This is a genomic window from Phytohalomonas tamaricis (assembly GCF_003012345.1).
In the GTDB taxonomy this organism is placed as follows: domain Bacteria; phylum Pseudomonadota; class Gammaproteobacteria; order Pseudomonadales; family Halomonadaceae; genus Phytohalomonas; species Phytohalomonas tamaricis.
This window is the reverse complement of sequence record NZ_PVRV01000019.1, coordinates 101,017-121,318: the sequence shown is the minus strand read 5'-3', so window position 1 is coordinate 121,318 and position 20,302 is coordinate 101,017. Positions and strand designations below refer to the sequence as shown.

18 protein-coding genes are annotated in these 20,302 nt (G+C 57.8%); 11 read left to right on the top strand and 7 right to left on the bottom strand.

Going from position 1 to position 20,302, the window contains the following annotated elements:
- Positions 1–12: 12 nt before the first annotated feature.
- The 4 genes from C3Z11_RS02535 to C3Z11_RS02520 all read right to left on the bottom strand — a co-directional run bounded on the left by C3Z11_RS02535 (position 13) and on the right by C3Z11_RS02520 (position 4,757).
- The gene (locus C3Z11_RS02535) at positions 13–489 is read right to left on the bottom strand and encodes an arsenate reductase ArsC (RefSeq protein ID WP_106475981.1); all 477 of its coding nucleotides are present in this window, start codon (positions 487–489) and stop codon (positions 13–15) included.
- Positions 490–649: 160 nt separating this feature from the next.
- The gene (locus tag C3Z11_RS02530; RefSeq protein WP_106475979.1) at positions 650–2,341 is read right to left on the bottom strand and encodes an NAD-dependent malic enzyme; all 1,692 of its coding nucleotides are present in this window, start codon (positions 2,339–2,341) and stop codon (positions 650–652) included.
- 130 nt (positions 2,342–2,471) lie between these two features.
- Positions 2,472–3,311 carry a CvfB family protein gene (locus tag C3Z11_RS02525; protein WP_106475977.1) on the bottom strand — a complete coding sequence of 280 codons (840 nt, stop codon included), beginning with the start codon at positions 3,309–3,311 and terminating at the stop codon, positions 2,472–2,474.
- A gap of 30 nt (positions 3,312–3,341) precedes the next feature.
- Entirely contained in the window at positions 3,342–4,757 is a 1,416-nt protein-coding gene (locus tag C3Z11_RS02520) for an FAD/NAD(P)-binding protein (protein ID WP_106475975.1), read from the bottom strand.
- 268 nt (positions 4,758–5,025) lie between these two features.
- On the opposite strand from C3Z11_RS02520, the gene C3Z11_RS02515 reads away from it, so the two are divergent.
- The 11 genes from C3Z11_RS02515 to C3Z11_RS02465 all read left to right on the top strand — a co-directional run bounded on the left by C3Z11_RS02515 (position 5,026) and on the right by C3Z11_RS02465 (position 16,782).
- A complete protein-coding gene (locus C3Z11_RS02515) occupies positions 5,026–5,427 on the top strand; it encodes a DUF2946 family protein (RefSeq protein WP_106475973.1) in 402 nt (133 codons plus the stop codon).
- An 88-nt stretch (positions 5,428–5,515) separates the two neighbouring features.
- Entirely contained in the window at positions 5,516–6,964 is a 1,449-nt protein-coding gene (locus C3Z11_RS02510; protein ID WP_262927192.1) for a PepSY-associated TM helix domain-containing protein, read from the top strand.
- Positions 6,965–7,245: 281 nt separating this feature from the next.
- Entirely contained in the window at positions 7,246–7,644 is a 399-nt protein-coding gene (gene crcB, locus C3Z11_RS02505; protein ID WP_106475971.1) for a fluoride efflux transporter CrcB, read from the top strand.
- A gap of 181 nt (positions 7,645–7,825) precedes the next feature.
- Positions 7,826–8,248 carry an arsenate reductase (glutaredoxin) gene (arsC, locus tag C3Z11_RS02500; RefSeq protein WP_106475970.1) on the top strand — a complete coding sequence of 141 codons (423 nt, stop codon included), beginning with the start codon at positions 7,826–7,828 and terminating at the stop codon, positions 8,246–8,248.
- Between the two features lie 371 nt (positions 8,249–8,619).
- Positions 8,620–9,669 (top strand): phosphate ABC transporter substrate-binding protein PstS, encoded by a 1,050-nt coding sequence (gene pstS / locus C3Z11_RS02495; protein WP_106475968.1) that lies wholly within the window; start codon positions 8,620–8,622, stop codon positions 9,667–9,669.
- A gap of 142 nt (positions 9,670–9,811) precedes the next feature.
- Positions 9,812–10,750 carry a phosphate ABC transporter permease subunit PstC gene (pstC, locus tag C3Z11_RS02490; protein ID WP_262927191.1) on the top strand — a complete coding sequence of 313 codons (939 nt, stop codon included), beginning with the start codon at positions 9,812–9,814 and terminating at the stop codon, positions 10,748–10,750.
- A gap of 22 nt (positions 10,751–10,772) precedes the next feature.
- Entirely contained in the window at positions 10,773–11,618 is an 846-nt protein-coding gene (gene pstA / locus C3Z11_RS02485) for a phosphate ABC transporter permease PstA (protein ID WP_106475966.1), read from the top strand.
- Between the two features lie 19 nt (positions 11,619–11,637).
- On the top strand, positions 11,638–12,477 hold the full coding sequence (pstB, locus tag C3Z11_RS02480; RefSeq protein ID WP_262927190.1) for a phosphate ABC transporter ATP-binding protein PstB: 840 nt from the start codon (positions 11,638–11,640) through the stop codon (positions 12,475–12,477).
- A gap of 189 nt (positions 12,478–12,666) precedes the next feature.
- Positions 12,667–14,322 carry a BCCT family transporter gene (locus C3Z11_RS02475; RefSeq protein ID WP_106475964.1) on the top strand — a complete coding sequence of 552 codons (1,656 nt, stop codon included), beginning with the start codon at positions 12,667–12,669 and terminating at the stop codon, positions 14,320–14,322.
- 381 nt (positions 14,323–14,703) lie between these two features.
- Positions 14,704–15,411: an extensin-like domain-containing protein gene (locus C3Z11_RS02470; protein ID WP_262927189.1), complete on the top strand. Its 708-nt coding sequence runs from the start codon at positions 14,704–14,706 to the stop codon at positions 15,409–15,411.
- A gap of 114 nt (positions 15,412–15,525) precedes the next feature.
- Complete coding sequence (locus tag C3Z11_RS02465) at positions 15,526–16,782, top strand: M20 family metallo-hydrolase (protein ID WP_262927188.1); 1,257 nt, start codon at positions 15,526–15,528, stop codon at positions 16,780–16,782.
- Between the two features lie 105 nt (positions 16,783–16,887).
- Here the strand turns inward: C3Z11_RS02465 and C3Z11_RS02460 are convergent, their stop codons facing one another.
- From C3Z11_RS02460 to C3Z11_RS02450, 3 genes are all read right to left on the bottom strand, one after another.
- Positions 16,888–17,139 carry a DUF2188 domain-containing protein gene (locus C3Z11_RS02460; RefSeq protein ID WP_158700901.1) on the bottom strand — a complete coding sequence of 84 codons (252 nt, stop codon included), beginning with the start codon at positions 17,137–17,139 and terminating at the stop codon, positions 16,888–16,890.
- 105 nt (positions 17,140–17,244) lie between these two features.
- Complete coding sequence (locus C3Z11_RS02455; protein ID WP_106475958.1) at positions 17,245–19,014, bottom strand: ABC transporter ATP-binding protein; 1,770 nt, start codon at positions 19,012–19,014, stop codon at positions 17,245–17,247.
- A gap of 23 nt (positions 19,015–19,037) precedes the next feature.
- Positions 19,038–20,195 (bottom strand): glycoside hydrolase family 1 protein, encoded by a 1,158-nt coding sequence (locus tag C3Z11_RS02450; RefSeq protein WP_106475956.1) that lies wholly within the window; start codon positions 20,193–20,195, stop codon positions 19,038–19,040.
- Positions 20,196–20,302: the final 107 nt, after the last annotated feature.

Sequence of the window (20,302 nt, the reverse complement as noted above, 5' to 3'; positions counted from 1 at the left end):
TTTCAGTCGGGATTACAGCTCGCCGATGCGCTCAAGCTCGTGGGCGAGCCGTTCGCGATCGAACTCTTGTAGCGGCAGGGCGAAGAAAGCAGCGAAGCGCTGGCGAATCTTCGCCATGGTGGTGTCAAAAGCAGCGTCACGCTCGGCCTGGCCGGCCTCAATGGCAGAGGGGTCTTCGAGCCCCCAGTGCGCCTTGAGCGCCGGGCCCAGGAACAGCGGGCAGGGCTCTTGGGCGGCGCGGTCGCAGACGGTGATGACGATATCGGGCGGATCGTCCGCGAACGCCTCGGAAGACTTGCTCGTGTAGCCTGTGCTGTCGATCCCTGCGCGTTCGAGGGCGCGTAGCGTATCGGGGTTGACTCGGCCCGAGGGCTGGCTGCCAGCGCTGATGGCATGCATATCGAGGTAATCGGGAACCAAAGTGTTGAACAGCGCCTCGCTGAGCACGCTGCGGCAGCTGTTGTGGGTACAGAGAAACAGAACCTTCATGGCAGAGCCTCGCGGGTGGCAATAATTATCCGGCAGTATGGCCGATAGATTTCGATGCTTCCATAGGTATCGAAATATGATGCTGGCAAAACGCCTTGGGCAATAATTCTGAACATAAAAAAAGCGGCGCTTGTGCGCCGCTTCAGTATTGCCCTACGCCTCAGTAGGAGGCGCGACGATAGCTGCGGTAGCGCGGCAGCCAGAAGTTGCGCTCGATCGCGGCGTGGATGTCATCGTCGCTGGTCTTGAGTGCGACGCCATCTTCCTGTGCGCGCTTGGCGACGGCGAAGGCGATGATTTTACTGACGTGCTGGATGTCCTTGAGCGGCGGCAGCACTGCGCCCTTGCCCTCAAGCGCGATCGGCGAGCAGTCAGCCAGCGCGCGGGCGGCGTCCATCAGCATGCCATCGGTGATGCGCGTCGCCTTGACCGCGATCGCCCCTAGTCCGACACCGGGGAAGATGTAGGAGTTGTTGCACTGGGCGATGGGGATCTTCTTATTGCCAATGGTGACCGGCTGGAACGGGCTGCCGGTAGCCACCAGCGCGGCGCCGTTAGTCCAAGTGAGTATTTCCTGTGGTGTCGCTTCGACCCGTGAGGTCGGGTTGGAGAGCGGCATGACCAGCGGTGCGGGGCAGTGCTCATGCATGGTCTTGATCACCTCTTCGGTGAACAGGCCGCGCTGTCCGGAAACGCCAATCAGGATGGTCGGCTTGGCGTTGCGCACCACGTCGAGCAAGGCCAGATCGCCTTCGCTCTTGTCCCAATCGTCAAGGTCACTACGCTTTTGCACCAGACGTCGCTGGAAATTGACCAGATTGGTCATGTCGTCGGTGAGCAGGCCGTAGCGGTCGACCATGAAGACGCGGGCACGTGCCTGGGCTTCGCTCAGGCCTTCTGCCACCATTGCCTCGATGATCTGCTCGGCGATACCGCAGCCGGCCGAGCCGGCGCCGACGAAGGTCACGCGCTGCTCGGAGAGCTTCTCGTTCTTGGCCTTGCAGGCGGAGAGCAGGGTGCCGAGCGCGACGGCGGCGGTGCCTTGGATGTCGTCGTTGAAGCAACACAGTTCATCACGATAGCGATCGAGCAGCGGCATCGCGTTGGCCTGGGCGAAATCCTCGAACTGCAGTAACACGCCGGGCCAGCGGCGTTTCATTGCCTGAATGCACTGATCAACGAATTTGTAATATTCATCGCCGCTAATGCGCTCGTGACGCCAGCCCATGTACATCGGATCGGCGAGCAGGTCGGGGTTATTGGTGCCGACATCAAGCACGATTGGTAACGTATAGGCTGGGCTTATACCGCCACAGGCGGTGTACAGCGACAGCTTACCGATCGGGATGCCCATCCCGCCGATACCCTGGTCGCCAAGGCCGAGAATGCGCTCGCTATCGGTAACGACGATAACCTTGACGTTATCCTTGGTGGCGCTGTTAAGGATATCGTCGAGGTGCTCGCGGTCGGCGTAAGAGATGAACAGGCCACGGTGGGAACGATAGATCTGTGAGAATGACTGACAGGCTTCGCCGACGGTGGGGGTATAGATGATCGGCAGCATCTCTTCGAGATGCGTCTCCAACAGACGGAAGAACAGCGTTTCGTTGCTGTCCTGAATCGAGCGCAGGTAGATGTGACGCTCAAGATCACTCTGCTGCAGGGTATATTGCTGATAAGCGCGCTCGGCCTGTTCCTCAATGGTTTCGATGGTCTGGGGCAGCAGGCCGACAAGATTGAAAGCGACACGCTCTTCAAGCGAAAAGGCGCTGTCCTTGTTGAGAAGCGGCGTTTCGAGCAGCGTAGGGCCCGAATGAACAATATAGAGAGGGCGTTGCGTTGTCTGGGACATTGACGGTCACATCCAAACGAAGTGTGTGATAAGCCGAAAAGAGTATACCGCACCAAGGCCGTATCAGCGCACTGTATGGCTTCGAAACGGTAGCGGTCACGGTCAGGTAGTCGAATAAACACTCATGATGCTAACGGGAAAGCTCGATGCGATCAGGGTGAATGACAATCAACCCTTGCTTGTATAACCCGCCCAGCGCTTTCTTGAAAGTGGCTTTGCTGACCCCGAAGGTTCTGGTAATAACATGCGGTGCGCTCTTGTCACTGACGAACAACACGCCATCGTGTGCCTGTAACTTATCCAGTATCTGCTCGTGCAGACTACTGGCGGCTTGCTCGCCCAGGGGCTGCAGGCTTAGGTCGATCTTGCCATCCGCACGGATTTGTTTGATATAGCCTTGCTCGCGCATGCCGCTGCGCAAGGATTTGAACGCCTCATTTTTATGGATCAGTCCCCAATGTTCGTAGTTGATAATGGCATTGAAACCGAGATCACTGGGACCTGTGATTAATAATTCGACCGCCTGGCCGATGGTGTAGTTCGGCGGTGTGCCGCCGAGATGGCGGTCAAGCCGCATGGTGGCAGTAATGCGATGCGTGCGCTTGTCGAGAAAAAGGTAGACCACACAAAAATCGCCGATTTTTAGCGGGCGCTTCTCTTCCGAATGGGGCAGCAGCAAATCCTTGGGCAGTCCCCAATCAAGAAATATACCGACATTGTTGCGCGCCACCACCTTGAGGCTGGCGAATTCACCGACCTGGGCCTTGGGCGTTTGCGTCGTAGCGATGAGACGATCTTCGCTGTCGAGGTAAACGAAGACGTCCAGCCAGTCGCCGACCTCGCTGGGACGATCCTTGGGAATGTAGCGCTTGGGCAGCAGAATGTCGCCGTGGCGTGCGCCGTCCAGGTAGAGCCCGAACCCCGTATGCTTGATTACCTGTAACGTATTGAAGCGCCCGATAAGTACCATTGCTGCCACCTTGTTGAATGAGCCGTTATTCTAGCGCAGATGAGAGGTTTGGGACGCTTTCTCGTTGATCATTTGCGCAATGCTCATGGCGACTGTCTGGGCGTGAAGCGTCACCTGCGGCACGCCCATCAGTTCACCGACCCGTCCCCGAGCCAGCGGGCCGGCGACACGCAGCCGGGGCTGGGCATGGCCAGTCTGATCAAGAACACAGCTGTCATTGTCGACAGCGATACCCAACTGGCACTCATCGGGATGCCCCAGTCCCTGGCGGTGGAGCGAGGCCAGCAGCGGCGAATCGACAAACAGCCGTTCATGGCCGGGGCCGGTATTGAGCACTAGCGCATCGAATTCGCGCACAATGAGCTGATCGCAATGGCGCGGTGAAATGTGTAGACGGATCACCTCGTCGTCAATGCTGGCGTCGACAATGCGCGCAGCCAGCACGTCTAACGTGCTGGCTTCACGACGCTGATCGGTAATGCTTTGGGTCTGCGGCGCAATACGGAAACGACCGCTGTCCCACCAGGGACGCAGGTGACGTAGAAAGCGTCGCTTCTCTTTGAGTGGCAAGCTGCCCCATACCCTCGGCGCCTGTTCGCGCAGCGCATCAAAAACATGCTGCCAGGGCCGGCCGTGGGATTGAGCGTCGAGGATCGCGGTACGGGTGCGTTCGACCAGTGTCAGTGCAGTTGTCGCCGGAGCGGTGGAAAAGTCGCCCCATCCGTCACCCTCGATTGTGGTCTGGCTTGCGGGTAAGCGGCCACGGCGCGAAAGCGCGGTGACAGAACCGCGATGGCCCTGACGGGTCAACGAAGCCAGAGTATCGGCCATGGTCAGGCCTGTGCCGAGCAACAGCACACGGTCATCAGCACGGATCGTCTTGAGCGCGTCGGGTCGCCACGGATCGGCGATGAAGCGCGGGTGGTCACGCAATATTTCGGCCAGTCTGCCCGGTGCAGTGGGCGGTGTATGGGTCATGGCCAGCACGACGAGATCGGCGTTTAGCGCTTCCCCACCTTCAAGTTCAAGACGATAGCCGGTGCCGCGTGGCGCTATGCCCATGGCACGGGTGCAGCGATGGCTGAGTTGACCGGTCGCGAGCAGCGGCGCGAGCTGAGCTTGCATGTAGTAGCCGAAATCGCTGCGCCGGGCAAAGATACGCCCATCGGCCAGTGCAGCTTCGGGATCGTGCTCGATCAGGTGGTGCGTGGCGTACCAGCGCTGAAAATGAGTAGGGTCGTCAGGCAGCAGACTCATCCGTGTTATCGGTACGTTGAGACGGTGCGCCGGGTCACGGGAGGAATAGGCGAGGCCTGCGCCTAAAGTGGTGCGAGGTTCGATCACGGTAATCGCTGCCGACGTGGTCAGCAGATGGCACAGATGCCAGGCGACGGCAGACCCGACCAGACCGCCACCGACAATAACGATATGAGGTGCTTTACGCATTACATGACTCCTCAGGCTAGGTGACGCCTCCTCGCGGGCGCATATAACAGGGAATGAACGCTTGGCTGTGGCATGTCGAGTGCGGTTGGCTGAAAGTCATAGATTGCTTCGCATTCAGCAACTGCTTTATCAGAGTATGTGGCCTGTCGGATAGACCTATCTATTGGCAAGGGGAGCAGTACGGTGGATCGTCTATTCAAGGCCGTGTGTAGATAGCTTATAGTTGCAACCGAACCTTCCCCATAAAATACCGCTTTGGATGTCATCCTTGGTCGATCGTCGCCGCTTCCATGCCCTGATTACCTGCCTGGCCGTGCTGTTGCACCTGCTCGCCATGCCGGTCTCTGGTGCCATGCCGGCGGAGGCCAAGCGTATGATGGGGTGCGAAGGGCACTACCTTCCAACCGAAGGCGCCCTGCACACGGCGCAGCACCATGCACAGCATCAGCATCATGATGAGGTGCCGCAGCCGCTGCATCATCATGCCAACATGCAGCACTGTTGTTGTGGCGCCAGTACCGCCTCGCAGGCCGGGTTGGCCTCAATGCTGGCGCCGTCGTTTCATGCGCCCGCAGTGTTCGAGATTCGGCTGCTGCCCCAGCCGCCACCACGGGCGTACATCGTCCGCCATTACTGGCCCAGTCTCAATCCCCGCGCCTCTCCTGTCTGATCCTGCAATTGCTTCGTGATGCCGTGCCTATCTGCTTGAGTGGGCATCTGCGGCGCGCTCACATGACATCACGCCACGCATAGGCCCCGTGACGGCAAGCTACGCCGTGGCGGAGCGTAACGATCAGATCTTTGAGGTAACCATGTCGATGCCTTCCACCTCTGCGGCCGTATCCAGTCCGGCCGACACGCAGACCCGCTCGCGTCGGGCGGTGATCGCGCTGCTTACGCGGCTGCACTTCTATATCGGAATCTTTGTCGGGCCGTTTCTGTTGGTCGCGGCACTAAGCGGTTCGCTCTACGCGCTTTCGCCCCAGATCGAGTCGCGCCTCTACGCCCACCAGCTCTTCACCGACAGCGTTGGCGCGGCGCAGCCGCTGGCGCTCCAGATCGAAGCTGCCCAGGCGGTAGTGGGTGATCTGGATATGCTGGCGGCGGTGCGTCCCGCCCCTGAGCAGGGCATGACCACGCGCGTGATGTTCGCCGAGCCCGGCCTGCGTCCCTCCGAGACGCGTGCGATTTTTGTTGATCCGGTCACCCGCGAAGTGCGCGGCGATCTCATCGTCTACGGGACGTCTGGCGCACTCCCGCTGCGCGGCTGGCTCGATCACTTTCACCGTGGCTTGCAGTTAGATGACGTTGGGCGACTGTATAGCGAACTTGCTGCCTCCTGGCTATGGATCGCGGCGCTGGGTGGGCTGACGCTGTGGATTGTCAGGGCACGTGCGCAGCGTCATGCGCGTGCCGTGACGCCGCCTTCGGGGCTGCGGCGTTGGCACGCACGGCTTGGGTTGTGGGCGCTGCTCGGCCTGCTGTTCTTCTCGGCCACAGGCCTGACCTGGTCGCAGTATGCCGGTAGCAATATCGGCGTGCTGCGCGCCCAATTCGGCTGGTCAACGCCGAGCGTCGCGACCGATCTTAAGGCATCGGCGCCTAATGCCATGGGCGGCATGGGAGAGCATGCTGAGCACATGATGAGCACTACGCCGTCCGCAGCGGTGAATCCGGCGACGTTCGATACGGTGCTCGACGCCGCGCGAGCGGCTGGCATCAATGCCGGCATGGTGGAAGTCAGGCCGGCCGCCGCTGATGACAAGGCCTGGACCGTGACCGAGATTGATCGCCGCTGGCCGACCCAGGTCGATTCGGTTGCCATCGACCCGCGCAGTGGCGCTGTCGTCGACCGCGCCGACTTCAAGGACTATCCGCTGGCGGCCAAGCTGACGCGCTGGGGAATTGATGCGCACATGGGTACGCTGTTCGGGCTTGCCAATCAATTGATTCTGGTCGCCGCTGCCAGCGCCTTGATCGTGATGGTAGTCTGGGGCTACCTGATGTGGTGGCGCCGTCGGCCCAGCCTGACAGCCCTGTACGGTCCGTGGCGGACGCTGCGCCAGCTGTCGCCGCAAGCGCAGGCGGTAACGCTTGCCATCGCCGCGGTGCTGGGCTATTGCCTGCCGGTACTCGGCGTCAGCCTGCTGCTCTTTCTAATGCTGGATGGCCTGCTGACACTGATAGTGCGGCGTCAAGGTGCTTAAGCTGTGACTGATGCTCCCCTGCGCGGTGGAAAGCGCCAGGCAGGGGAGTCATCGGCAGTACTGGCTTGAGAATGCTGGATGAGCATGCTAAGAACTGAGCGTGGATATGGCATTCCTCCCGAGCGTCTCTTTTCTCTTGGTGCTCGAACCATCACAGCCGTGATTGATGATGCCTGCGAAGCGCACCGGGGTGCGTGTGCAGGTATGATCCGTAAACACCTGCTTACCTCTCGATGCTTCGCGTAGTTCCCGTTGATTTACGATTTGCCGAGGAAAAACCCATGTGGTTCTCTGTTGTTGCCATAGGTGCTGGTGCCGCGCTTGGTGCTAATATCCGCTGGTTGCTTGGGCTCTGGCTCAACGCACTGTTTCCCTCCATTCCGCCCGGTACGCTGGCTGCTAACTGGCTCGGTGCCTGGCTGATCGGCATCGCTATTGGGCTGTTCGCTTATTTACCCCAGCTATCGCCCGAGTGGCGTCTGTTCGTCATCACCGGATTTCTCGGCGCCCTGACCACCTTCTCAACCTTTTCCGCTGAGATGTTTGCCAACCTGCAGGCAGGTAAGTGGGTCATGGCATTGACCGGTATCGGCGTGCATGTGGTCGGTTCACTGATCATGACCGGGCTGGGCATGGCGACGTTCAATATTCTCAAGAACTTGATAGGGATGGCGAAATAAATCTTTACGGCAAGACGTGGAAGTGAGCTGCATCATGCCGCTATCGCGACGGCACAACAGGTTGCCCGGTCGAGTAGGTCAGCCAGGTGCTGAGCGTTGATACGATGCAGCACTGCGGGGTAATGTCATAGCCTCATGCGAAGTCCTTTCTTTCCACGTTCGGATACTGCCCGAGGTCATCATGACGATTACCATTTACCACAATCCTGCCTGTGGCACCTCCCGCAATACACTCGCCATGATTCGCCAGTCCGGCGCGGAGCCGGAAGTCATCGAATACCTCAATACGCCGCCGACCCGCGAGCGGCTGGTTGAGCTGATCACCATGATGGGCATCACGCCGCGTGAGCTGCTACGGGAAAAGGGCACGCCCTATGCCGAGCTCGGCCTCGACGACCCCGCGCTCACGGATGATCAGCTCATCGATGCAATGATGGCGCATCCGATTTTGATCAATCGACCGATCGTGGTGACAGAGAAGGGTGCACAGCTTTGCCGTCCCTCAGAGACTGTGCTCGACATCCTGCCCAAGGCAGACATTGGCGCCTTCAGCAAGGAGGACGGCGAGATGGTGACTGACGCCACAGGCCAGCGAGTGCGTTAAGCGTGCCGGTGGACTTTCATATCTTCTCGTGTCCCGCCAACGGCGCTTTCATCGATAGTGAGCCGGTGCACAGGGTGCTTCACAATGGCTGAAGTACCAGAACGGCTGGGTCGGTTTAATTGACGTCAGCAGGAAGCGTTGTCCTTTCTATAACCGTGAGGTGCCCCGGCTGTTTTACGGTCAACGGCGATGCGAATATTACAATTGCAGCGCGCTGACATAAAACTGACATATTTTCCCGTTAATGTAGCTCCCCATGACAGGTCACCGACCTCCAAGTGAATACGGCAAAGGCCTAAGAAAACTAAAAACGCCAGCGCTTTTTTGACCATCACGTATGAATCAGAGCGGTCCACTGAAGGAGCCATACCATGTTGAAGTATGTTGCAACGACCCTATTTTCAGCTTCCCTGGCACTGGGTGCCTCGGCAGCCGTTGCGGCCGACAGCATTACCGGAGCAGGGGCAACGTTTCCTTATCCAGTTTATTCCCAGTGGGCCGATGCCTATCAGGATGAAGCCGGCATTGGCCTGAATTATCAGGCGATCGGCTCCGGCGGTGGCATTCAACAGATCACCGCCAATACCGTGACCTTCGGTGCTTCCGATGCGCCGATGACACCGGAAGAACTCAACAAGAGCGGTCTGGTCCAGTGGCCGCAAATCATGGGCGGCGTTGTGCCGGTGGTCCATATCGAAGGCGTTAAGCAGGGCCAGCTCAAGCTAGACGGTCCCACGCTTGCCGATATCTATGCCGGTAAGATCACCAAGTGGAACGATGACGCGATCAAGCAGCTCAATCCCGATCTCAAGCTGCCAGATACGCGTATCACCCCGGTCTATCGTGCGGAAGGTTCTGGTACCAACTTCCTGTTCACCCATTATCTGGCCCAGGTCAGCCAGGACTTCGCTGAAAACATCGGCGAGGGCAAGTCAGTGGCGTGGCCGGCCGGTGTTGGTGCCAAAGCCAATGCTGGCGTAGCGAGCCAGGTGGGCCAGATTAACGGCGCGGTCGGTTATGTCGAATCCGCTTATGCTGAACAGAATAATCTGAACGTTGCGCAGTTGAAGAACCAGGCAGGCCAGTTCGTTACCGCTAATAGCGACAGCTTCAAGGCTGCTGCCGCCAATGCTGACTGGAAAAACGCCGAAGGCATGTATCTGGTACTGACCAATCAGCCCGGTGCGCAGAGCTGGCCGATTGTTGGGGCCTCTTTCATCCTGATGCACAAGCAGGTAGATGATGCCGAGGCGGCCAAGCAGGCACTTGCCTTCTTCGACTGGGCATTCAAGAACGGTGATCAGGCAGCGACTCAGCTCAACTACGTGCCGATGCCCCAGAACGTGGCCGACATGGTGCGCAACAACGTCTGGTCGCAAATCAAGACGCAGGACGGCCAGCAGGTCTGGCAACAGCAATAATCACTATTGTCAGGATGTGAAAGCTGTGGGCAGATGCCCACAGCTCTTTTGCATCCAGACTTTATGGTCTGCGAGAGGCGCCACCTCTGCAGCCCAACGAAGGCAGTCCCCGCAAATGGAATTCCACAAGTGACGAACGCTGATGAAAAATTCTGCCACCGCTGATAATCGTCATCTCCTTCGCGCCAGCAGCGGTGAACTCAAGGCGCTCAAGCGCAACGGCATGATCGATCGTCTATTCGAGCGTTCAACGCTGTTTTTTGCCCTGGTGGTGTTGGTCCTGTTGGGCTCGATCATGGCGTCGCTGGTCATGTCGGGCTGGCCGGCGCTGTCGACCTTGGGGCTTGATTTCTTTACCACCGACCGCTGGGCGGCCAACGTTGAGAAGTTCGGCGCGCTACCGGCGATCTACGGCACGATAGTGACCTCAGTGGTTGCTGTCGTCATCGCCGTGCCGGTCTCGCTTGGCATTGCGATCTTTTTGACCGAGCAGTGCCCGATGGTACTGCGACGCCCGCTGGGGACGACGGTTGAATTGTTAGCAGGGGTGCCTTCGATCATCTATGGCATGTGGGGCGTCGAGGTGCTGGCACCGTTCCTGCAATCTTACTTTCCGACGATCTTTCCGGCGGGTACGGGCTTGGCGACTGCCGGGTTGATTCTGGCAGTCATGATTATTCCTTTCATTACCGCCATTACTCGCGATGTGATGCTGACAGTGCCGTCGATGATGCGCGAGTCAGCCTATGGACTGGGCTGTACGACGTGGGAGGTGGTACGCAGCGTGGTCTTCCCCTCGGTGCGTGGCGGTATGGTCGGTGGTGTCATTCTGGGACTGGGCCGCGCACTAGGTGAAACCATGGCGGTGACGTTCGTGATTGGCAACAACCTGTTTTTCTCTCCGACGCTGACCGGCCAGGGCACGTCGATCGCGGCGCTGATTGCCAATCAGTTTCCCGAGGCGGATGGTCTGCAGCGTTCGGCGCTGCTGGCGCTGGGGCTGATGCTGTTCGTCATTACGTTCATCGTGCTGGCCATCGCCCGTTACATGTTAAATCGCATCGAGCGACGCGCGCCCTGACGCGCATGTGGAGAAAATACGCATGAATTCTGTTTATCAGCGTCGCCGGATCATCAACCGCATGGTGATGACGCTATGTGTCGCTGCCGCTGCCTTTGGCATCCTCTGGCTTTTGATGATTCTCGGCACGCTGATGTTCAAGGGTGCCGCGGCGTTGTCACCGGATGTGTTCCTTGAGCGCACCAAGATGTCGGGCGGCGGGCTCGGCAATGCCATTCTTGGCAGTTTGATCATGACGGCGCTAGCGACGGTGGTGGGGACAGTCATCGGCGTGGCAGCCGGTACCTGGCTGGCCGAGTATGGCACCAAGTCGCGGCTCGCCAGTACGGTGCGTTTCATCAACGACGTACTGCTGTCGGCACCGTCGATCATCATCGGGTTGTTTGTCTATGCCGTGATGGTGCTGCCGATGGGGCATTTTTCGGGCTGGGCTGGAGTGGCTGCACTAGCAGTGATCATCATTCCGGTCGTCATTCGTGCGACTGAAGATATGCTCAAGCTGGTACCTAACACGCTACGTGAAGCAGCGTCGGCGCTGGGCGCTCACCGCTGGTGGGTGGTCACCAAAGTGTGCTATGGCGGCGCCAGAGCCGGCATCATTACCGGCATTCTGCTCGGCTGCGCACGCGTCAGCGGTGAGACGGCACCGTTATTGTTTACCTCGCTGAATTCCAATCAGTGGAACTTTTTCGATATGGACAGTGAAATGCCCAACCTGCCGATGACGCTCTATCAGAACATGACGATCAATTCGTTCATTCCACGCCAGGTCGAGCTGGCTTGGGCGGGGGCGCTGATTCTGACGGCAGCGGTGCTGGCACTCAATATTATTGCCCGCATCATTTCCAGCCGACGCAGCAAGGGCTAAGCTGCCAAGAGGTCTCTATATGAATTTTTCACGAGAAGGTTCGATGTCCGCGCGCATCAATGAAAGCACTCTGCAGGCGACAACTTCCCCAGTGAACAGCGTCGCTGCTGCCAAGCTCAAGGTCGAAGAACTCAACTTTTATTACGGTAACTTTCAGGCGCTGAAAAATATCACCATGGAAGTGCCCGCCAATCAGGTGACTGCGTTTATCGGTCCCTCCGGCTGTGGCAAGTCGACCATGCTGCGCTGTTTCAACCGTATCCACGATCTTTATCCCGGGCTCAGGACGGAAGGGCAGATTCTGCTCGATGGTCAGGATATCAACGACCGGAAAATCGATATTAACCTGTTGCGTTCGCGCATCGGCATGGTGTTCCAGAAACCGACGCCGTTTCCGATGTCGGTATTCGACAATATCGCCTTCGGCGTAAAGCTCTACGAGCGGTTGTCTGCCCGTGACATGGAGGAGCGTGTCGAGTGGGCGCTGAAGAAGGCGGCGCTGTGGGAGGAGGTCAAAGACAAGCTCAAGCAGAGCGGTCAGGCGCTGTCCGGTGGTCAGCAGCAGCGTCTGTGCATCGCACGTACCATCGCGGTGAAACCCGAAGTCATTCTGCTCGACGAGCCGACTTCGGCGCTTGATCCGATCTCGACCGGCTATATCGAGGATCTGGTCAATGAGCTCAAGGCGGATTACACCATCGTTATTGTTACTCATAACATGCAACAGGCGGCACGTGTCTCTGATGTGACTGCCTTCATGTATCTGGGGGAGCTGATCGAGTGTGATGAGACCACCCGTATATTTACCCAGCCGGCGCACAAACGCACCGAAGATTACATAACAGGGCGTTATGGATAATTAACTTTAAATAAAATATAATTGAATACTATTCTATTAAGGGCGCTTACTAAGCGCCCTTAACTATTTTATGGCTGCTATGTTATTCGGTACGTGCGCTCTGGTTAGGGCGAAAGTGATACCGACATGTGGAGTGTGCTCGACTAGATTGATAAATAATTCAGTTAACAACGACAGGGACGTCTCGCTATGGCTTCATCCGGAAAGCAACGTGTCTTTATTGCTTCAACCATTATTATTGCGGCACTGGTGATCATTGGTGCCGCGATCCCCGAACAGTTTGGGGCTGCGGCATCTTCTGCGCTGACGTGGGTCACGCACATCTTCGGCTGGTTCTACATGCTTTCGGTGTTCGGGTTCGTCGTATTTCTGTTCGGACTCGCGTTCAGTAAATACGGCAAGATTCGTCTCGGCCCTCAGGAAAGTAAGCCTACCTATGACTTCTTTTCCTGGATCAGCATGTTGCTTGCCGCTGGTTTCGGTGTCGGGCTGGTGTTTTATGGCATGGCCGAGCCGATGATGCACTTCTCCACTCCGCCCTATGGCGATGTCGAGGGTGGCACGGCTGAGGCGGCGCGACTGTCGATGCAGTACACCTTTTTCGAATGGGGCGTTCATCAGTGGGCGGCCTTTTCCATTGTCGGGCTGATCATCGCCTACACCCAGTTCCGCAAGAATCAGACCGGGCTGGTCTCAACGGTGCTGGCGCCGGTAACCGCCAGGCTGCCCTATGGTCGCAAGTGGGGCAGTGCGCTTGACGTGCTGGCCGTGGTCGCGACGGTAATGGGGGTGGCGACATCGCTGGGGCTCGGGGTATTGCAGATGAACGGCGGGTTGCATGCCGTTTTCGGCGTTCCCGAGGGCTTTCTGTGGCAGGCAATCATTCTGTTCGCAATGTTCCTGGCGTATATGGCCTCGACCTGGTCGGGCCTGGACAAGGGCATCAAGCGGCTCTCCAACCTGAACATGATATTGGCCATCGGCTTGATGGCTTATGTGCTGATTACCGGCCCGACGTTGGCGATTCTCAAGGGCATCACCCTGGGCCTTGGCGACTATCTGCAGAACTTTGTCGAGATGAGCCTGCGCGTCTCGCCCTATGACGATAACACCTGGGCAAGCGACTGGACCGTGTTTTATTGGGCCTGGGTTATTGCCTGGTCACCGTTTGTCGGCACTTTCGTGGCGCGTGTCTCGCGCGGGCGGACGATTAAAGAATATGTCTTTGGTGTGTTGATCGTGCCGCCGCTATTGGCATGTCTGTGGATCGGCGTATTTGGCGGTAATGCTCTGCATATGGATCTGTACCAGAATGCTGGGCTGGCCGAGGCGACCAACAACAACATTACCGTTGCCTTGTTCGAGATGTATGACCTGATGCCGTTCTCGTCGCTGCTGTCGATCGTCTCGATCGTTTTGATCTTCATCTTCCTGGTGACGTCGGCCGACTCGGCCACTTATATCGTTGCTCAGCTGACGGATGGTGGCTCGCTCAATCCGCCGCTGTACAAGCGCATCACGTGGGGTGTGCTTATTGCGGCGATCTGTTTGACGCTGATTGTCGCCGGCGGTCTGCAGGGGTTGCAGTCCGCATCGGTACTCGCCGCGCTGCCGTTTATATTCATCATTTATGCCATGCTCTATGTGCTGATCAAGGAGCTGCGCGCTGATCGCAAGGCGATGCTGAAGAGTCTCTATCGTCAGCACGGTGAGACGCCGGTAGGGGCCGATATCTTCGAAGCCGATGAAATGTCGGATACCCATGAGGAACGTATTCGCCGCACGCCAGATGTGGTCAATCGGCGTATCAATACTGATCGCACAAGCCGAACCGATCAGGATTGAGATTAATCGCTCGTAGTAAACGGTGCCTGTTTTCAGGCGCCGTTTTTTTATGAATCAAGGAAGGTTTATAGTGTGATACTATCAGCATAAAATAATAGGTAGAGTCTTTTTATAGTTTCAAGCTATCTTGTCTATCCTATTAGTTCATTGGGTTAATAAGGTTGGGGCCGCTAAAGTAAGTGGTGTTTGGGATGCCAGACCCAGACATGCTTCGTTTCCTGCATCTTTGATGCAATGTAACACCCCACCTGTCCCGCGTTCCCCAACGCGGGATTTTTTTATGCCTGTCTCTGGTGTTTTCCAATAGCGTTTGTCCCCTTCGCTGGAGTTAGCCTCTGGATCTGCCTACGCTCAATCGAGATGAAGCAAACGAGGCTGGCTGTGCGAATCGTATTTCTGTTTTTTCTGTGCGTGCTTATCGTGGGCGGTGTTGGCCTATGGCAGCAATGGTCATGGCTGAACGTGCCGCGTCAGTACAACCCGTTTGCACCGCTCGACATTACCGACGAGCCGACATTCGTGACCCAATGGAAACTCAAGCAACTAGGTGATCAGCCGGAACGCTGCATGGACGTGCTTGCGCGTGCTCGTGATGAAGGCGCAATCGACTATTCAGTGGTGGGCGATACCACCATTGGCAAATGTTCGTTGACCGATGTCGTGCGGGTGCGGAAGACCGGGGTGCAGTTCAACAATAGCTTCCTGGCGACGTGTCCGCTCGCCGTGACCTGGACGATGTTCGAGCGTCACGGCCTGCAACATGCGGCGCAGAGCGTATTCGGTGACAACGTGACACGTGTCGAGCATGTCGGCAGTTTTGCCTGTCGCAACATCTATCATCGCAAGAATGCGCGCTTGAGCGAGCATGCCACCGCCGAGGCGTTCGACGTCACCGGTTTCAGGCTGGCCGACGGCACACGCATTCGTGTGCTCAACGACTGGGATGATGAGGACAAGAAGAGCATGTTTCTGCACCGCGCATTCGAGCAGGCCTGCGGTTTTTTTGGCAATGCGCTCGGACCCGAGTACAACGCCGCCCACGCCAACCATTTTCATCTAGGCATGCGCGGCTTCATGATCTGCCGCTGAGCGGCGCGCAGTTGTTAAGCCGACATAAAAAGCGCTATGTTCAAAGTTGACCTGCGGGTCAGGAAGGAGCGCCATGGATAACTTCGCTTTGATCATGCTGCTGAGGAACCAACAATGACAACGATGACAGCAACCCAGGCAACGCTTGAGATCGATCAGTCCCGACTATGGGACGCACTGATGGTGATGGCTGAAATTGGCAAGACCGAGAGGGGCGGCAGCGGAAGATTGACGCTGACCGAGCTCGACAAGCAGGCGCGGCAGCTCTTCATTCGCTGGTGCGAGGAGATCGGTTGTACCGTTACGGTTGATCGCATCGGTAACCTGTTTGCCCGACGTGAGGGCAAGCGACCGGATCTTGAGCCGATTGCTTTTGGGAGTCACCTCGATACCCAGCCTAAAGGCGGTCGTTTTGATGGTGTACTTGGCGTGCTGGCTGGGCTTGAGGTGCTGCGTACGCTGCACGAGCATGACATCGTTACCGAGCGCCCCTTGCTATTGGTCAACTGGACCAACGAGGAGGGTAGCCGTTTTGCCCCGGCAATGGTCGCTTCTGGCGTTTACGCCGGGGAATTCACCCATGACTATATCCTGTCGCGCACCGATCGCGACGGCGTGACCTTTGCAGAAGCCCTGAGGAAGATCGGCTTTGAAGGCGACGCTGCTATCGGTGAGCCGAGCTTTGCGCGGTTTTTTGAGTTACATATTGAGCAGGGGCCGGTACTAGAAGAGGAGGCGCTCGACATTGGCGTGGTTACCGGTGTGCAGGGCATGCGCTGGTATGACATCACCTTTACCGGCCAGGCGGTACATGCCGGCACCACACCGCTGAGTTACCGCAACGATGCGCTGTGTGCCGCTTCACGGTTGATCGATTCCCTGACGCAGCACGCGCTGACACATGATCCTGACGCCAAGGTCACGTTTGGTGAGCTAACTATTCCGTCCTCGTCGCGCAATGTCGCCCCGGGCGAGGTACGCCTGACCGTTGACCTGCGTCATACCAGTACTGAAAAACTCGATGCGCTTGAAATCGCCTACTTCGACAAGCTGGCTGAAGCGGGGGAAACCTATGGCGTGATGATAGATCAGACCTGCATATGGGATTCGCCGGTTGTCGCGTTCAACGATGACAATATTGCCTCAGTCGAGGCGTCAGCCAAGGCGCATGGGTTTGGCTATAAGAAAATGATGAGCGGCGCTGGCCACGACGCGGTCTATATCTCCAAGATCAAGCCGACGTCGATGATTTTTGTGCCATGTCTCAAGGGGATTAGCCACAACGAAGCCGAATACTCATCTCCTGAGCAATGCGCGAAGGGCGCGCAGGTGCTTTGTGATGTTGTGGTTGAACATGCCAATCGGGTCTGAGTGATGGGCTGTATGTAAGCTGAAGTGCCCAATATAAAACGCCCCGTCATCATTGGCGGGGCGTTTCACATGGGAGGTTCGCTTTCTGATTGAGCGAGGTGAGACTCATCGCAAGGCATGGCTTTCCTCATTGGCGGGTGGAGCAGCGGCGCGATCATGTGCCATCAAAGCAGCGTCTGCGCCCGGCATATCAACCTTGAGTTCTCCTCCTCCTGAATTGATCAGCATGCGTTTTGCCATGGCGATGGCTTCTTTATGCGTGGCATGCAGCGTGCTGGGATATGGCGCATCATTCAATCGATTCGCCCACTTGCCGTCTTTCTGCCGATAGACGGTGCGGTTTTGATACTTGAACATAACCCACCTCCATGTCTGTGAATGAACGTGCTTATTCATTCTAGTCGACAATAAGAAATGTGTAAGATGCCAGAGCTCGAGTATGACGCCGAATCTCGGTGACGACTAGTCAACCAGAAATCCATCCGCTTGAAGCCGCCATAGCGACTCGAACAGGCCTCCTTCCTGACGAAGCCTTGCGGGTGGTCCGTCCTCAACGATACGACCGGATTTCATCACCACAATCCTGTCAAAGGCGGATACGGTAGAAAGTCGATGGGCTATCGCCAGAACAGTGCGCCCCCTGACCAGATCGGCGAGTGCGAGCTGGATTTCCTGCTCCGAGTGGGTATCTAGTGCCGATGTAGGTTCGTCGAGAATCAGAATCGGCGCATCTTTCAAGAAGGCTCGGGCGATACCCAGGCGTTGACGCTGTCCACCGGACAGACGAAGCCCGCGCTCTCCCACCAGCGTATCGTATCCTTGAGGCAGCTCCCGGATGAACTCATCGCAGTAGGCATGGCGCGCCGCAGTGACGACCTCGTCATCTGAAGCATCGGGACGACCATAGCGAATATTGTCCATGATCGAGCGATGGAAAAGCGCGCTGTCCTGTGGAACAACCGCAATGGCCTCGCGCAGGCTATCCTGACTGACTTCCTTGATAGGCTGGCCATCAATCAGGATTCGCCCGGCCTGCGCGTCGTCAAGGCGCTGAATGAGCGCCATCAACGTTGTCTTGCCCGCGCCCGAAGGACCAACGATGCCGACCTTTTGCCCGGCGGGGATATGTAGCGAGAAATCCTTGAAGACATACTGGCCATCAGGGTAGGCGAAAGAAACCCGCTCGAAATCAATCCGGCCCGCGCTTACCTGAAGTCTACTGGCATCTTGGGGATCATCGAGATCGTGAGGACGAGCGATGATATTGAGCGTGTCTGCGATAGCGCCGAACTGTTGGGAGATATCGACCAGCGCCAGGGCGAGATCACGCGAGCCATGAAGAATACGAAACGTCAGCGCGCTGACGACGACCACATCACCTGAGGTAATACTGCCCTCGGTCCAGCGCCACAAGGCCCACAAAAGCATCGAGCCGGCCATCAGCCATAGGCAGATGTCATGCAGTACACGGGCCTTCTCGACGTACATCCAGCTGCGCCGCTGAGCGCGAGCCTCGATGCCGATTTCGTGTGCCAGCCGGTCACGTTCACGCGCTCTGGCAGAAAAGGCCTTGATGGTCCAGACGTTAGAGACCAGATCGACCACTTCACCACCAATCTGTGATGACTGTGCGGCAAAGGTCTGATGTAAATGGCGGCCACGGATACCAAACCAGGTGATAACAAAGGCGATCAAAGCGACGAATACGACCAGCGCACCGGCCATATGCCAGTCGATGGTGGTAAACACGATGATGGCGCCGATAAAGTCGACACATGGCGGCGTGATGTTCCAGGTCATCGTGGTCATGATCGACCCGGTAGCGGCACCCGTCGCTGACACGCGCGTCCCCAGCGAGCCGGAGGATTGCCGCCCGAAATAGCGCATCGAGTGGCCGGTCAGATGGTCGAATAGATCGACACGCAGGTCCGTGCAGGTCGCCACGATAGCGCGGCAACCGAGCCAGCCGCTACTGCGCCACAGCACGTTTTCAACCGCAATCAGACCAATGAAGAGCGCAAACGGCGTCCAGACGGCAGCAGCGTTGCGCTCCCCGGACGCCATGGCATCGACTAACAGCTTCATGCCGTACTGGACCGCCACCGCGCAGCCCGCTGCACTGACAACCATGACCGCAAGCAGGCCAAATTGACCGGACCTGGCACGTAAGTAACGCATCAGGAAAGCACCGGGACGGCGCGGCAGTGGCTGCGAATAGCGCCGTGGAGACATCGTGTTGCGTCCTTCTGTTCGCATCATAGTGCGGCGTTGGCTACGCGCCGTCTGGGGTGATAGAGCAGCGTCTCGATATGGTCGCGCTGACGCTGTAGCTCCTCGGCCAGCGGGCCATGGAGCGGTCGTTGGCCCTGGTCATCGGGATAGCCAAGCAGACCGACCTTGCAGTGTCGGTAGTTGGCCCAGCCGGGGTAATCGGTGATCGGGTAGAGGCAGATACCTTCGACCGGGATGTCGCGCTGCAGTGCGGCTGCTACCTGCTCGCAGACGTAGCGGAACCAGGGCGCCCGCAGATCGCCCTCGGCCCCGGTCTCAGCGATCAGGATCGGCCGACCGTAGCGCTGATGGGTTTCGGCGAGAATGTCTTGGAATGGTCGATAGTTCGGGTCTTCAAGGATGATGGTCTCGCCGTTGGCGTACCACTGATTGTCGGAGTAATAGTTGACGCCGACGATATCGAGATATTCTGGCTTTCCGCCCAGGCCAGGATGCTCGGCACCGGTGATCAGATCCCAGGCGTGATATTGAGCGAGGCGGGCATTCTCGGCATTGTCGATATCACGACGGCGCGTCGAACGCGAGACGATATTGATGACGGGGTCTACCAGCACAAAGCGCGCCTCGGGGGAAACCGCACGAATGCTCTCGATAGCGGCGATGGTCGCCCTGACGAGTTGAAACTTGAGTTCATCACCGCGACCGTGCGCCGACGGATTGAAGCGCGCCATGGTACCACCAGCCCAGGCCCAGAAGGATATCTCGTTGACCGGACAAAACAGCGGCGCGGTAATGCCCTCATCGCGCAGTAGCTGAGCCGTGGCAGCGGCGAACCGGGCGAAGTGCTCGACGAATTCAGGCCGCCAGATATCGATGTCATCCGGCCAGCCGTAATGGCACAGATCCCAGATGACCTGAGTGGAGGTGTCACGTGCGGCACGCACCATTGGCAGCAGACTCGACCAGTCGTAATGGCCTGGCGTGGCCTCGATAAGATGCCAGCGAACGCCGTCGCGCACGGTGTTTAGCCCATGCTGCGCCAGCACGGTATAGTCCTCCACGGCCAGTCGGTCGTGCTGAGTCGAGGCAATAAGATCCAACCGGCGGCCATCGCGACGGCGATGCGTCGAACATTCGAAGCCGCCGAGAAAGAAGCTATTCAACATGCTCGGCTTGTACATCCCTGATCTCCTGACGTCCATGTAAACATGCTAGGCACAGTAGCCGATGATGCTGTCCCTTTCTCTCCAAGCTAGCCTGGCGGCAAGCTAGCTTATCCCGACAAGAT

Bases quoted from the DNA above. Each gene is read 5' to 3' on its own strand.
- C3Z11_RS02535 (WP_106475981.1), bottom strand. From the start codon at position 489: ATGAAGGTTCTGTTTCTCTGTACCCACAACAGCTGCCGCAGCGTGCTC.
- C3Z11_RS02530 (WP_106475979.1), bottom strand. From the start codon at position 2,341: ATGTCCCAGACAACGCAACGCCCTCTCTATATTGTTCATTCGGGCCCT.
- C3Z11_RS02525 (WP_106475977.1), bottom strand. From the start codon at position 3,311: ATGGTACTTATCGGGCGCTTCAATACGTTACAGGTAATCAAGCATACG.
- C3Z11_RS02520 (WP_106475975.1), bottom strand. From the start codon at position 4,757: ATGCGTAAAGCACCTCATATCGTTATTGTCGGTGGCGGTCTGGTCGGG.
- crcB (WP_106475971.1), top strand. From the start codon at position 7,246: ATGTGGTTCTCTGTTGTTGCCATAGGTGCTGGTGCCGCGCTTGGTGCT.
- arsC (WP_106475970.1), top strand. From the start codon at position 7,826: ATGACGATTACCATTTACCACAATCCTGCCTGTGGCACCTCCCGCAAT.
- pstS (WP_106475968.1), top strand. From the start codon at position 8,620: ATGTTGAAGTATGTTGCAACGACCCTATTTTCAGCTTCCCTGGCACTG.
- pstC (WP_262927191.1), top strand. From the start codon at position 9,812: ATGAAAAATTCTGCCACCGCTGATAATCGTCATCTCCTTCGCGCCAGC.
- pstA (WP_106475966.1), top strand. From the start codon at position 10,773: ATGAATTCTGTTTATCAGCGTCGCCGGATCATCAACCGCATGGTGATG.
- pstB (WP_262927190.1), top strand. From the start codon at position 11,638: ATGAATTTTTCACGAGAAGGTTCGATGTCCGCGCGCATCAATGAAAGC.
- C3Z11_RS02475 (WP_106475964.1), top strand. From the start codon at position 12,667: ATGGCTTCATCCGGAAAGCAACGTGTCTTTATTGCTTCAACCATTATT.
- C3Z11_RS02465 (WP_262927188.1), top strand. From the start codon at position 15,526: ATGACAACGATGACAGCAACCCAGGCAACGCTTGAGATCGATCAGTCC.
- C3Z11_RS02460 (WP_158700901.1), bottom strand. From the start codon at position 17,139: ATGTTCAAGTATCAAAACCGCACCGTCTATCGGCAGAAAGACGGCAAG.
- C3Z11_RS02455 (WP_106475958.1), bottom strand. From the start codon at position 19,014: ATGTCTCCACGGCGCTATTCGCAGCCACTGCCGCGCCGTCCCGGTGCT.
- C3Z11_RS02450 (WP_106475956.1), bottom strand. From the start codon at position 20,195: ATGTACAAGCCGAGCATGTTGAATAGCTTCTTTCTCGGCGGCTTCGAA.